Annotated in this window: 15 protein-coding genes; 1 reads left to right on the top strand and 14 read right to left on the bottom strand. The window is 22.7% G+C overall.

Annotated elements, in window-relative coordinates:
• Window positions 1–12: 12 nt before the first annotated feature.
• From rsgA to AAHM97_RS02625, 8 genes are all read right to left on the bottom strand, one after another.
• Complete coding sequence (gene rsgA / locus AAHM97_RS02660; RefSeq protein ID WP_342269414.1) at window positions 13–1,098, bottom strand: GTPase RsgA; 1,086 nt, start codon at window positions 1,096–1,098, stop codon at window positions 13–15.
• On the bottom strand, window positions 1,085–1,666 hold the full coding sequence (locus tag AAHM97_RS02655) for an HAD-IIIA family hydrolase (RefSeq protein WP_342269413.1): 582 nt from the start codon (window positions 1,664–1,666) through the stop codon (window positions 1,085–1,087). The genes rsgA and AAHM97_RS02655 overlap by 14 nt, the downstream gene beginning before the upstream one ends.
• A gap of 70 nt (window positions 1,667–1,736) precedes the next feature.
• Window positions 1,737–2,546 carry a hypothetical protein gene (locus tag AAHM97_RS02650; RefSeq protein WP_342269412.1) on the bottom strand — a complete coding sequence of 270 codons (810 nt, stop codon included), beginning with the start codon at window positions 2,544–2,546 and terminating at the stop codon, window positions 1,737–1,739.
• Between the two features lie 2 nt (window positions 2,547–2,548).
• Complete coding sequence (locus AAHM97_RS02645; protein WP_342269411.1) at window positions 2,549–3,862, bottom strand: hypothetical protein; 1,314 nt, start codon at window positions 3,860–3,862, stop codon at window positions 2,549–2,551.
• 15 nt (window positions 3,863–3,877) lie between these two features.
• Window positions 3,878–4,351, bottom strand: coding sequence for a hypothetical protein (locus AAHM97_RS02640; protein WP_342269410.1), 474 nt, complete (start codon window positions 4,349–4,351; stop codon window positions 3,878–3,880).
• Between the two features lie 67 nt (window positions 4,352–4,418).
• On the bottom strand, window positions 4,419–5,348 hold the full coding sequence (gene ruvB, locus AAHM97_RS02635; RefSeq protein ID WP_342269409.1) for a Holliday junction branch migration DNA helicase RuvB: 930 nt from the start codon (window positions 5,346–5,348) through the stop codon (window positions 4,419–4,421).
• Window positions 5,342–5,890 carry a hypothetical protein gene (locus AAHM97_RS02630; RefSeq protein WP_342269408.1) on the bottom strand — a complete coding sequence of 183 codons (549 nt, stop codon included), beginning with the start codon at window positions 5,888–5,890 and terminating at the stop codon, window positions 5,342–5,344. The genes ruvB and AAHM97_RS02630 overlap by 7 nt, the downstream gene beginning before the upstream one ends.
• Before the next feature lie 117 nt (window positions 5,891–6,007).
• Entirely contained in the window at window positions 6,008–6,343 is a 336-nt protein-coding gene (locus tag AAHM97_RS02625) for a hypothetical protein (protein ID WP_342269407.1), read from the bottom strand.
• A gap of 217 nt (window positions 6,344–6,560) precedes the next feature.
• On the opposite strand from AAHM97_RS02625, the gene AAHM97_RS02620 reads away from it, so the two are divergent.
• Window positions 6,561–7,943, top strand: a complete 1,383-nt coding sequence (locus AAHM97_RS02620; RefSeq protein WP_342269406.1) for a hypothetical protein — start codon at window positions 6,561–6,563, stop codon at window positions 7,941–7,943.
• Here the strand turns inward: AAHM97_RS02620 and AAHM97_RS02615 are convergent.
• From AAHM97_RS02615 to AAHM97_RS02590, 6 genes are all read right to left on the bottom strand, one after another.
• Complete coding sequence (locus AAHM97_RS02615; protein ID WP_342269405.1) at window positions 7,917–8,873, bottom strand: hypothetical protein; 957 nt, start codon at window positions 8,871–8,873, stop codon at window positions 7,917–7,919. The two genes, AAHM97_RS02620 and AAHM97_RS02615, sit on opposite strands and share 27 nt — an antisense overlap.
• Window positions 8,874–8,875: 2 nt before the next feature.
• Window positions 8,876–9,031, bottom strand: coding sequence for a hypothetical protein (locus AAHM97_RS02610; RefSeq protein WP_342269404.1), 156 nt, complete (start codon window positions 9,029–9,031; stop codon window positions 8,876–8,878).
• 47 nt (window positions 9,032–9,078) lie between these two features.
• Complete coding sequence (locus AAHM97_RS02605; protein ID WP_342269403.1) at window positions 9,079–10,389, bottom strand: hypothetical protein; 1,311 nt, start codon at window positions 10,387–10,389, stop codon at window positions 9,079–9,081.
• A complete protein-coding gene (locus AAHM97_RS02600; protein WP_342269402.1) occupies window positions 10,389–12,152 on the bottom strand; it encodes a hypothetical protein in 1,764 nt (587 codons plus the stop codon). The genes AAHM97_RS02605 and AAHM97_RS02600 overlap by 1 nt, the downstream gene beginning before the upstream one ends.
• Window positions 12,153–12,732: 580 nt before the next feature.
• Complete coding sequence (locus AAHM97_RS02595) at window positions 12,733–13,242, bottom strand: ABC transporter ATP-binding protein (protein ID WP_342269401.1); 510 nt, start codon at window positions 13,240–13,242, stop codon at window positions 12,733–12,735.
• An 11-nt stretch (window positions 13,243–13,253) separates the two neighbouring features.
• A complete protein-coding gene (locus AAHM97_RS02590) occupies window positions 13,254–14,462 on the bottom strand; it encodes a hypothetical protein (RefSeq protein WP_342269400.1) in 1,209 nt (402 codons plus the stop codon).
• Window positions 14,463–14,486: the final 24 nt, after the last annotated feature.

Here is a 14,486-nt window from a genome sequence, read left to right as displayed (position 1 = left end):
TTAAAACTTATTTTAGTTATTATTAGTTTTATATATATAAACCTCATTATCCTCTAAATAAGGAGTGTTGATAGCGATTTTAAGGCCTACATGGGTCTTAAATGATATTCATCCAATCCCAGATACTACTATATTTATATCATTATTATCTTTAAAATAAAATACTTTTTTAATGAATTTAGAAGAAATTGTTTTTATTAATTTTTCATCATTATTATCAAGATACTTTTGTACATTTTTACTGTTTGTCCGATGCAAAATATTGTGTTTATTGGTTCAAAAATGAAATGATATAACCTCACGATTAGATTCTAGTAATTCTAATCACATAATTTTTTCACAAATTATACTATTATTTATTTTTAGCTGATAGGTAAATTGCTTTAATTCATCATTATAAGCAAAATGTTTTCAATTTTTCTTATCAATTGCATTTAGAATAGATTTAGATATTTGCAAACCAGGGGTATCATAAACCTTATTGTTAAGGCCTAAATTTATATTTATAATATCTAATGTTGTATTTGTGTGATATGAAGTGATTATATCTTGAGATTTATTTTGTTGTTTTAGACATGAATTTAATAATGAAGACTTTCCAGTATTTGACACGCCTATAAAATAGTTATCACATTCTTTAGAATTTATTATTTTGATTAAATTATCAATAGTATTTAATTGTTTAGAAGAAAGTAATATAATATTTTTATTAATAATTGGTGTATCTTCTAATTGATTTATTACATAGTCATAAATTTTATCATTATCAATAACATTTGGAAATATATCAATTTTATTAATACAAAAAATAACATCTTCATTTTTTAATAAATTTTCAATTGATGGTAAACGACTCCCTTTTACATCGATAACATCAATAACGTAAAAGTATCTATTTTTGGTTGCTTTATCTGCTATTACTGATTCAATTTTTTTATATACACTATTTAGATCAAATTCTATATCAACTAATTGATTGTAATTTTTTAGTTTGAAACATCGAAGACAATAATCTTGATTTATAAGATCAACAATATATCCTTTTTCATTAGTATTTATATTTTGTAATAAAATACCACACCCTTTACAGTATTTCATATCCATCTTCATATTCACTCTCATTATAAAAACCTTCATGAAGAAGATTCTTCCGATTCATGGTCTTAAATATAAATTTCTCAATAAATCGCACAATTTTATTATCACCAATAATTGTTTTTGATAGTGGTTCAACAAGTATACTTTTAATATTTGCCCGATTTGCAACAAAAACATCAGTTATTAACTGATCACCAATTAGTATTATTTCATTATTTTTATATCTAAATAATTTTTTAACCACTTTTAATTTTCCTAAAAATGGTTTTTTACAGTTTCAAAAGTAATTTTTAACACCAGCTTTTTGTGCACACTTAGTTACTCGAGATTTAATATTATTAGAAAAAATAACAAATTCAAAACCCATTTCATTTACTTTTCGTACAAAATTAATTACGTCTATTGATGGAATTCTTTCATCAAATCTTATCAATGTATTGTCCATATCACACAAGATTAATTTAATCCCACTATTTTTTAAAGCCTCTAAATTAACCTTCTTATAGCTTTCAAGATACATTGTTGGTCTAAAATAATTAAATAGTAAGAAATTTTGATCTCTCTCCACAGCTATATCTCCCTTTGTTTATTATAAATAATTTATAATAATAAAACATAATTTACCAATAATATTGTGATTATTTATTTAGATAATAAATAACTCCATTTAACGAAAAGCTAAAACTATCGATTTCTTTATAATTAAGCTCTTTTGAACCAAAGTGATAAGATGTATCTGGATTATTATCCAACATAGACTTAAAGGTAGAAATGTTTTTTATGTTATCATTTACTATGTTAAATGATTCTGATTTTGTTATTGAATCAATAACTGGAATAATTTTGGTTTTTGGTTGGTAAGATTCTATTATTGTATTAATGAATTTTAATGAATCATAATTTGAATAAAAATTATCATCGGTGATAATATTTAAAATCGCTTTTGAAACAGATTGCCACCCAATTGAAAACGTTACAATTGCTGTTGCATTAACAGTTACACCCTTATTATTATTGTTTAAAATTCCGTCAATAGAAACACTATTAATAAAAATATTTTCAATATTAAAAGTAAGTCCTGACATATTAATATATTCTCCGTCCTTAACTTTTCCATGACAATACTTTTTAATATCATCAATAAAACTCTTATCAGATTTTGTTAATTTATTGTAATCTTTATTTGTTAATATTTGATTTGTTATTTTTAATGTATCTAAAATATTTGTGTATCCTGTATGTGTTCATGAATTTTTTGAATAATTCAAATATTTAAAATAAACTGGAATTTGTTGGGAATATATTTGTTTTGTAAATAAATCATCTAAAATTTTTGGAGAAATTGTATTTGAAAAAAATTCTTGTTTTGTATTTTCACATGATAAAACATCACCACACACTTGTGGAGTAAATGAAAAACACGATACAATTGCCAATATTTTCTTCATATTTAAAATCCCTTATATTTTTTAACCGCTGGATATTTAATTGTTATATAATCTATTGGTTTTTCTACGCCATCTTTTTCATTGCCCTCTTTCATCAAAATAGGCTCACTTAATTTTACTGTATCTACTTTATAATCTTCTGGTTTTTCATCTAAATTATTATTTATCTTAAAATTATTATCCGCTTTAAATTCTTCCTTAAGAATAGCAGATTCATTAAATAAATAATTAAGATCTTTGATCACCTGCTTTTCTTTATCAGCATAATTTGTGTTATCTGTATCACTTGTTTTAAAATTAGTACTTGGTACTATATCTTTTTTTAACTCAAACAAAAGTGTATTCTCAGTATTTTCATCACTATTAATATTATTATCGCTTTTAGAATATTTGACAATTGTTGGAGGATTTTTAATTAAATCTAAACTATTAGGTATTATCCCTTTATAATTAATATTTTCATCTAATAAATAAGAATCATTTGCACTCATAAAATCATTGGTTGTTAATTCGTTATCTGATTGAATATCTATTTTTTGTGTATAACTATTTTTATTTGCAAAATTATATAGTGTATTTTCTTGTTGAAGGTAATAGTATAATGGTCTAGGAGGAGTTTTTTGATTAATATATTCTACATTGTTATTATGTGAAAAGTTTAGGTAGTAAAAATTTTTGGAAATATCTGTACTTAGTGCAACTGTACTAAAATCATAAATATCGTCTAAATCTTCAACATTTGTATATTTATTTTTTGAATTATCAAAACTATTTTCTTGATATGTATTTAAGGATAGTTTTCTAGCAATTAAATCAACATTGTTTTGAAAAGTTAACATTTTATTATAATTATCATCAGAATTAATATTATTTTGTATTTTATTATATATAGTATTATAGTTAAAAGTTGATATTTTATCACCCTGAGCTAAAATTCCATATATATACGGATTTTTTACATCTCCAATATTTAGACTATAACCATGTATATTAATTAAATTATGAGCCTGCTTAAAATAATTGTAACTCTCTTTTTTATCATTTTTTTTATTTTTATTATGCATCGGCATATTTTTATCAATTACCCCTGGAAAGAAGTTATAATTATTCATATTTTTTAAATCATATTTTTTAAGATCCTGTGGGTTTATATTTGGATTATCAATAGCTAAAATTTTAGAAAATAATTTTTGATACAATAATAAGGATGAATTTTCATATGAATAATAAGAGATTATTGATTGACATGAAATAACTTTTAAAGGGAAGATTGATATAACTCCCGCCAGCGATAATCCTTTCAATAAGTTTTTCATAAATATCCCCTTTTTCTAAGAAATGGTATTGTCTAAAACCAATCCTACTAAACTTCTAATATCTTTTACAATAAATTTAAGATTATATGTCTTTAAATTATAAATTCCACTACAATATGATGCAATATAGTTAAAAAATAATAAAAAGGACAGGTTATTAGTATTTTTTAAAAAATCATCGAGAGATATTTTATTTTTACCAAAAAACTCCTTAGTTAATGCCTCGATAGATATTTTGTTAGCCAAATCTAATTTATTGGAAAATATAACATTATACATTTCATCTAATACACTACTATCATTTTCTAATTCTCTTAAAATTAATTTATTTTTAATTATAAAAACGTCAAATTCTTCGATATCATCAAAGATAATTTTTTCTTCTTTAATTTTATTGTTTAATTCATATGAAATATAAAAAAAGACACTTTCATTATCAAAGAATATTTTGCTCAAGTTTTTAGAACTTATCCGATAGTTTTCTTTCATATAATACTCCTTAGTATAATTATTTTGCATAATTATTAACTTAGAATTATTATATCATAATTAATTACTAACAATTGGCAATATATTCAATACCAGCAGAGGTTATTTTCCTTCCGATTGTTGATTTTTCAATAAAATTTAGTTTTATTAAAATTGGTTCAACATTGATTTCTAGTGTTTTAGTGGGAATATTCAATATTTGAGATATTGTATTAATAGAAATGCTTTTTTTATTTTCAAGAATTTTTAAATAATCTAATTCAATTGTTGAAAGACCGTATTTAAATATACCAAGCTCATAAAGAATATTATTAATATCCTTTTTTGCAATTATATTTAAATCTTTCATAATATAAAAGTCATAAACTCTTTGAATGAGATTATTTGCTATTCGAGGATTTTGTTTACAATATGTAGATATTTTTAAGATTGCTTCATCTTCTATATTCATTGCTATTTTTTTACAAGAATTTTTCACTATTTTTTCTATCTCGTCGTTTGTGTAATTGGTAAGATAAAAAATTATTGGAAATCTATTTAAAAATGGCTCTGGGATTTTATTGATTTCAGTCGTTGCACCAATTAATGTAAATTTTGGTATTTTTATATTAATTGCTTTTGAATTGTAATCCTTGCCAATTATTATACTCAAAAAATTATCCTCTAAAACTGGGTATAGAGTTTCAATAACATCCCTATTTATAGCATGAATTTCATCAATAAAAATTATTTCATTTTCTTTAATTTTTGTCAATGGACTAATAATATCTGAAGGTTTTTGCAATGATGTTCCATTTAGATAAAATAATTTTTTATTTAATTGTTTCCCAACAATATGGGCAAGACTTGTCTTACCAAGTCCAGATGGTCCATGAATCATAATATGGTCTAATGCTTTTTTTTGTTTAATTGATGATTTTATAAAAATATCTAGGTTCTTTTTTGTTTGTTCTTGTCCAATAAATTCAGAAAAATTTGTAGGTCTTAAATTTAACATATTTTTCCCAATTCTAAAATAGATACTTTTAACAAAGAATTATAGCTTTGTGAGAAATCAAGATTGTCAATAATTTTTAAAATATTTGTTGATTTATAACCAAGTTTTTTTAAAGAATCAATAAGAACAGTTTTTTTAGAATTTTTATTATTTTTAAACAATTTAACATTCATTTCATTAATAATTTTTTTAGACATATCAATAGAAATATTTTTAATTTTTGCAAGTCTTTCACAATCTCTTGATTTAAAAATAAGTTCTAACTCATCAATACTAATTTCTAAAAATATATCTCGAATTGTTTTTATACCAATATTTTTAATTGCAAGTAAACTCTTTGCATATTTAAAATATTCTCGATCTGAAAAGAAAATATCTTCAATACTATACATATTACTATATATTAAATGATAAAAAAGATAAGTATCTCCTATTTTAAGATTATCATTGCCAATATATTTGCCACTATAGCCAATACAATCTGCTTCAAAAATAATTTCATCTTTTATTATTTCTTTTAATTTGCCCTTAATATAAAACACCTTTTTTCACCTCTAAAAATATATACAACCAATTTACAAAAAAAGTGTAAAAAAAAACTTTTAGAATTATCTAAAAAGTCTTTTTTCCTCTTCATTATAATAGTTAAATTCTTTTATTTAACCTGAATATTTATGATTTTTTCTATTTTCATCAAAAATAGATTTTCTTTGTTCTCTTAATTCTACAGCTCTTTTTCTGTCTAATGCTTTACCATCAATAGTGTGTCTTGCTCTCATTGAAGTAATTGAATTATCAGTTTGACCTTTATTTAAGATTGTAGCAATATTCTTTTTAATTGCAATTGAATTTTTAACACCTTGTGGTAAATTTTCAAAGTTATCATCAACATGTTCCAATGATAATGGATGTGTCCCTCTCACTAAAGCAGCTTCTGTTCTTGAATATCCTAGTCTCTTTAAGAATTCAGGGTCAAGTTTATTATTTTTAGCCATTTTCCTTCTCCTTTATTGTAATTATTATACATTAATTAATCATTTTTTGCACATTTAGTTAACATTTTCAAGATATATTATCATTTCTTTAAAAACATATTAAAGAAAAACATATTCCCCAATAGCAATCTATAATTAATTTATAAACATCATTAGTAATAAATGATATAATAATTAATAAAAACAAATTACAATAAAAATAGATAACAGGAATATGATGAAAAATAATCTTTTTGATGAGTCTTTTTACAATAATTTAGGCAAAAAATCTTATATATATAAATTATATTTTAAAGGTTTAAGTGATTATTTTTACCTTGGAATATCACATCAAAATAAACATCTTTTAAAAAAAATTCGCAAAGAACTATGGGTTTCTTATTGTGGACTAACATTTAATGAAGGCAATTCAAACGACATGTATGTTCCGATCGAAAAATATATTAAAATGTCAATTCAAGAAAAAGAAAGATTTGACAATCTAATATTTGCAAATCGTCAAAGAATGTTTGAAGGGTTTGCAAAAAATTATTTTGACCCTAAACAAACCAAATATATTAAAATCTTACATTTTATGCAAATTAATAGCCTATCAATTACAGATCTACGTTTTGAGATTGTTTTTAACAATAGTAATCTTCCCCTATTTAAATTAAAAAAAATATACTACAATATGATTGCAGATAATAAATTATGATCTAAGGGATTTAACACTTTTTCAATAATTGAAAAAGTGTTTTATGACCAAGAAATTAATGGCCAATTCTCAAGAAAATTCTTTGAAAAATTTGAAGAAATTTTGAATTGAAAAATAGAAGAAAAAAATGTATATCAATCTTGAAATATTTTTTGAAACTACTTTCAAGTATTTCTTTACTCTTTTAAAGGACAAACAATAAACTGGCTCATTTATTGAGATGTAATATCAATAGAAAAGATAGAAGAATATAATAAACAAATTACAGATTTAATATTTTCTAAATATTTATCTTACAATTTTTCTTATAAACCATTACTTATTCGACAATTAACATTTGTTAATAATTTGGTAAATAAAAAAAATGAAGATGAAGATGAAGAATTTAATAATAAATACTTTAAATTTTTAACAAATTACAAGCTTAAGAAAATATCTCATAAGAATCAAAAATTAAAAGCAAAAATTACAACTTTGAATTTTAACACTGATGTAAGCAAGCAAGATTTTCAGGATAATCAATTAAAATGAATTATAAGTAATTATAAAAATTGAGAAGCAAAATATAGCAATATTTCAAAATTATTGAATGATTATAAGAATATGGTTAATTTATTTAATTCTAATCCATTTGTTAATACACTTTATATTACAGAAATATTAAAAGAGGTTGAAAAATATCAATATCATTTCATAAAAAAATATGATTATAATTTTGAAGAAAAAGTAGACACTTTCTTAGTTGATTTATATCTCAATAAGGAATTAGAAGACAAAAAATATGACCTTATTTATAATTTATATCTTAGAGATATACATAATATATATCTACTATTATTATCATTTATATGTCATCCAAAGTTTAAAGATTTTGTTCTAATTGGAAAATTTTTCAATATCTAAAGTATTAGAAGAAGAAAGCGCAGATATTAAAATCATAAAAACTAGGTTATTTGTTATATATGATATAAAGTCAAAACTTATAATAGAAAAGTCAAGATTAAATGAATTCGATCTATGTTCTAAGAGATTGCGAATTTCAGATATTAATTTTATTGAAGGAAATAAATTTGCATATTTTTTAAATATATTATCAAATGCAGCCACCTCTAATAAATTAGATTTATTTGGTTCTAATGTTTGATATTGAAAAATGGTAGTATTTCTATCACAAAAATTTAAACTAAAATCTAACAATATTTCATTTTTTAATATTGGATAATTTTTTTTAAGTTCATTGAACTTAATATTATTTTTATAAGAATTAAATTCAATTGTTAACTGTTCTAAACATGAAAATAAATATTTAAATAGCTGTCAAAAATCATTTGTAAATGTAATTCCTTGATTATTATTTTGTTGTTGACTATTTGTTTTACTAGATAAATTGGATATACTTTCACCATAAAGATCTGAATATCACTCTAGACAATATTTAAAATCTATTTTTGTTTTTGGTAATTTTGAAAAATTTATTGTTAAAAATTCATTATATAGTTCCACATTGTCTTTAATGAGGTTAAATACATTGATTATATTACTATCAAGATTTTCAACAGTCTCAGAAACAGATTCTGTTGTAAATGAACTAAATACTTCCTCGGATTGGTTAAACACATCAGCCAATTCATCTGCAATAGATTCTGCAACACCATTTATAATCTTCTTAGTAACAAAATATCTACGCAATTTTTTCTCAGCAATAAGGATATCATATATTGATTGATTTAATAGTTTTCATTTATCTTGAATTTTTAGGTTATTTTCTATGTACAAAGTTATAGAGTCGATAACAACTTTAGTAAATTCGTTAACATCTTTAACTTTTGCCATAATTATTTTTCCTTTTTATTCTTTATATTTTGGTATATTTGTTTACTATCATCTTGTTGTCCGTCAGTATCAAAATCTAAAATAGAAATTGTTTCATCAATTTCATTTTCAATATTATTAATTTCCTCTACTGTATTATTTATTTTATCTTTTTTCATTTGACCAACCATACATATATATTACCATAAAAACTAATCTAATGTATTTAATAACTAAAGAAATTGTTACCTTTACCAAAGTTAGACAGCATCTTAATTGTTAAAAGATCTTTTCCATCCTTTGGGCTATCAAAACGAATTTTATTAAACATTGAAATAACGACTTTATCATTAATATCTAATTTATTAAACCATTCTTCTTTAACTAAAATATTGTCACTAACAATTAGGGAAATATTTGTAATAAAACATTCTGTTTCCTTTGTATAATTTTTTAATAAATTTTTTCAATAAGAAAAATAATTCTTTAACATTACATCATTTCTATCAATACACATAATTGCTAAAAATTCATCTTTGATTTTAAAGATATTAATAACACCCATTCTTGACTTGATAAAAAGATTATTGTTTGCATTAATTGTTTCAAAAGTTTCTGGGATAACTTGGGGCATAAAAGTATCCTTAATTGTAAAATTATCTTCCCCTTTGACTCTAAATTCAAAAATTGATAGTTTATTATTTTCTTTTGATTTTAAAACTTCCTTAAATGTTTCTTGTAATTCACATATATAAATATATTCATTTAATACCTTTTTAATATGATAAGTCATTAAGTTTTTATATCCATCAAGTTTGATTGAATTATAATATTGAAGATATTCTTTTGTTAATATAAAATGCTTAAATCCTAAGAAATATTTTTTAAATAATACCGTTCTATATAAAACAGAAATTTTTTCAAGATCTGATAATTTATCAATATTTTTTTCTAATGTTGTGATTTTTTTATCACATTCTGTGCATAAACCAGAAAAAATAAAAGCTTCTGGTTCAACTTGTTTAAAAAATACTGAACCCATGATTGACATAATATCTAAAAAATTTTCCTTAACTGAGGATAAATATATTCCCAAATCGAGATTTTGATAAAGATTTACATTTTTAGCATTATTGTTACAATCTATAAATTGACATTTTATATTTTGATCGAACTCTTCTCTTGATTGTAAAATGAAATTTTTAGACCAATGTAAATATTGTTCCCATAGTTTATTATCTTTAAGTGCTTCATAACTACATATATATTTATCATCTATAATATTAGATACTTGTGACAAATGACAATTTTCAAAATTCTTATTACTCATACAAAAGCATTTAGAACCGATAAATGTAAAAAAATTGATATTATTTTCAATTAAAAAATTTATACTATCTGAATCTAGATATCAATTAGTTTTTATTTCATTTAAAAATTTTGATTTATCTTCATCTTTTATTTTAGTATCTCTTAACTCTTTAAAGAGATCTATTTCACTGAAAAAATCTTCTAATTCGTCATCTTTTTTTGGCATTACTTATACTTTCTATTTTTAGTTATATCATTTACCTTTTCTGGTAATATTCAATCTTCACCTTTTTCTGGAAGTTTATACATATTATTTATTTCAGATTTAGTGTTAAAATTATTATCCTCACGATCTGAAATTTTTTGTTTATTTACACTTGTTTTTGCACTAGTATTTTTAGGTTTTGATACAGTTTGTGTTCTTGGTTTTGTATTAGTGGGTTTTGTTTTTACAATTTTACTTGTTTTTTCAACAACAACAATATCTTCTAAGTTGATTATTGGTCGTTTTGATGCATCATATACCATTTTGGCTGGACTAACTCTTTTTGGTTGATTAATTGGAATAACTTTTTTAGAAACAACACTTTTCTTAATAATTGGTTTGCTATTTTTTTTAATAATTGAAGAATTAAACTTTTGGCTAGTTGCTGGTCGACGAGATATTGTTTTTTGAGCAATTATTTTCGCTTTACTTGAATTTTTATTTATAATATTTGATTTTTTAGCTACAATGTTGGCTTTTTTATTCAATATTTTTTTTGATGGTTTATTGGCGGTTTTATTTTCAATTTTTTTAGGCTTAGAAAGTTTACGTGACTCATTTTCTTGGTCTAAAGATTCTGGTTCCATTCTACGTAATATTGTTAAAGGGACTATTTTTCTTCTTTTTCTTTCTTCTTCTATTCTAAATTGTTGTAAAATATCATCCTCATCTTCAATTGGAAAGAAAGGCTTAACATTATTTATTTTCTTATCAATTATGTCTAACTCACTAATCAATAATTTTTTTGTTTTTACACCATCTCTACTTCCAATGTTTTTTGTCCCAACATTTAAAAATAAAAAGTCAATTAATTCTTTCGAATTAACCCCTCTTTCACAATAATTTTTTTGAAGAATTCTTGCCAATTCTAAAATATCAACCGATGATTTTGTTCCAAACATAAACCCTAGGTCATAGAAATAATGTTTTCACATTATATCAATAAAATCATTTCTTAATTTTTCATTGGCTGCTAAATCTGTATTTTCTTGCAAAAGATCAATAACATCTTGTGAGTTGGCAAAATATTGTTTTTCACTCCCAAAATGTGCAACATCACCCTCAGGAAAGGAAATTGTTAACTTTGCGAGTTTTTTTATAAAAATATCTTCATGTCTTAATATTGATAAAAGTAATTTTTGTAATTTTAATTTGTGTTGTTTTTCTTCACCTGAGATAATTTTATCTTTAGATGTTTCATTTAATAAGTCTCCAATTGCAAAATACTCTTCTCTTAAAGCTCCAATTGTTGATATTATTTTTGTAATAATGATTTCTCTTTTTGAGTAAAAATCTTTAAAAAATTTTTCATAATGTCCACCGATAGGAATTATATCATCTTTTTTATAATCCGCTGGAATCAGTGTTACAATTGGAAAAATGTACGGATAAATGCACTTAATTGAATAATATCAAATTTTAGATTTTTGTCTCTTAAAATTAAAATTAGAAATTAAATCGTTCATTTCTTTTAGTTCATCATCAGACAAAACTATTAGAGCATCGATATTTAGGTCCATATTATCAGTTCTTTTAACAAACTTTGGATATCATCTTGCAAAAGATAATTTATCATTTCTTCATTCACCATTAAATAGGTCAATAATATCTACAAGATGTTCTAATGAATAATAAGTCCCATCAATTAGATTGTTATTATCATATTCAAAAACCTGTTCTCCTGGATAAATAAAATTATTTGCAATTATTTTTCTTAGCAACATATAACCTTCCCCATATACTCATTTAATTATACCATAAAAACCCCCTTTTTATTATCATTCTCTAAATAAATATTTATATTTTTAAAAAAAGTAATACACAATATTTATCCATTATCACCTAAGTGTTATTTTTGGTCAATAAAAGGTTAAATGCAAAGATTTTTATTATATTGGGTATATTTTTTGTATATTTTAAACATAGATAAATAACATATATCACCCCTATTTTTGATAGATAATTACCAAGAATTATAAAATAAAAAAAAATAGAACTCAAAAAGTTCGATAATTTAAACTACTATCTTGATTATAGAATTGAGTTTTTCATAATATTTATCTATATTTAACAGTGGGTTTGTATATGTATAGGATAATTAATATTTAAATTCCTCAAATTTATCTTCTTCAATTCCAGCTTTTTCAATATATATTTTTGCAATATCATCTTTGTCATTAATCATTGTTTCATATACTATATGACCATTTTTAATAATATAAAGTTTTTCAATAAAACCATTTAACTCATCTAGAATGTGAGATGTTATAAAAATAGATGTTTTTGTTGATTTTGCAACTTGTTTTAAAATTTTAATAAACTCAATTCTTGTTTGTAGACCAAATTAGCGGTTGGTTCATCTAAAAATATGATTTTAGCTTTTATTATTAGAGCACAAGCCAATAAAGCTTTTTTTTGCATTCCAGCAGATAAAGATTGGAATGTTTTATTAGCATATTCTGTTAATTTGAAATAATTAAGTAAATATTCTGCTCCAGATTTTGCTGAATTTTTATCTATTTTATTTAGAGCAGCATAATACAATAAATAATCTTTTACTTTAACCCCAACCGGTGGGCTGTCTGGTAAATATGAAAAATAATTTACACTTTGAGTATCAATATTTTGACCATTAAAAAATATTTCTCCTTCATTTTTATTGATTTCATTAAAAATAGTTTTTATAAGCGTTGTTTTACCAGCACCATTTTTTCCAATTAAACCAACAATTTGTCCCTCTTCAATATTAATATTAACACCACTTATACCAGCACCATTTTTATATAGTTTTTTTAAATTTTTTATTTCTAACATAAAAATTTCTCCTATCATCTTTTTATATATAAGATTAAATTAATACTCATTGTAAATACTATTATGGATATAATACCATAAACAGAATATTCTTTATCGATATTAACATTATAGAATCAATAACCACTTCGATTAAATTTTGATAATGTAATATTGTCAATTGGATATTGAAAAATAATGTTATGTTCATATGTTTTAAATTTATAATAATCAAGAGGTTGATTAGCATTTGCGCTAAGAAGATTTTTTGTAAATAACCAATTTATATTTAAAGCATTTATTACTTTCGACCACCACGGAATATAAAAAGATTTAATTTTATCATCTAATTCATCTAATTTAATAGAACCAATAAGATTATTAAGTATATCAATTGGTTTTTCTCGATCTGTAAAATATTTTAAATAATTATCTCAAGTATTATTAAAAGTTTGTAAGATATTATTTCATTCTTCTTGAGATATTTTAATATTGTTTTTTTGTATATTATTATCTTCACCATCTAAGAAAATAGATGGATAATTATTTTCAAATGCGCTTATCATTTGTTTTCAACTTCATTCATTATTAGAATTTTTATAAAAATTGTTTACAAGTAGCCCATTTCCTCTAGTAATATCTCAAGAAGATAAAAAATCCATTTCGTTTTTAAAAGCGCTGTCCTTTTTTGTTTTTTTATTTAATTGATCAATAGAATAATAATAGTCTAGACTATTATAATCTTGAGAATTTTTACCAGATAGCATTGTAATTGGTGTAGATATTGATTGGGTAAATGGAAATAAAATGTTCAATCCACCGCAAATAGAAAGACACACCAAAGAAAATATAGAGTTTTTTGATAATACAAAAGCTAGAAAAACTAATAATAATAAAAATTCATACAAAAAAATAAAAAATGTATATGGTAAAATAGATAAATTTACATCATAATAACTAGTTTTTTTTGGATTAACTACAGAAAAAAATATAAATGATAATGTTATAATTAATAGATAAGACCATAAAACCGTTTTTTGCGCAAGGACCCGGGATCAAAATATCTGCTGTTTTTTTACCTTACTTCTCTTTTCTAATAAAATAATTTGCTTTTGATAATCACTAATAAACATACTATATGTTGAAAATAAACCATAAAATGTAATAAATAAAACACAACTATATAATCAGCAATAAAAGCCAGCCCAAAAACTAATTGTCATTGTTAATATTAAAATCATTAATAATTGTAAAAAAACACATGA

The sequence above is a fragment of the Spiroplasma endosymbiont of Aspidapion aeneum genome, assembly GCF_964031045.1.
GTDB lineage: Bacteria > Bacillota_I > Bacilli_A > Mycoplasmatales > Mycoplasmataceae.
The sequence above is the reverse complement of the archived record's forward strand: the minus strand, read 5'-3'. Positions and strand labels throughout refer to the sequence as shown.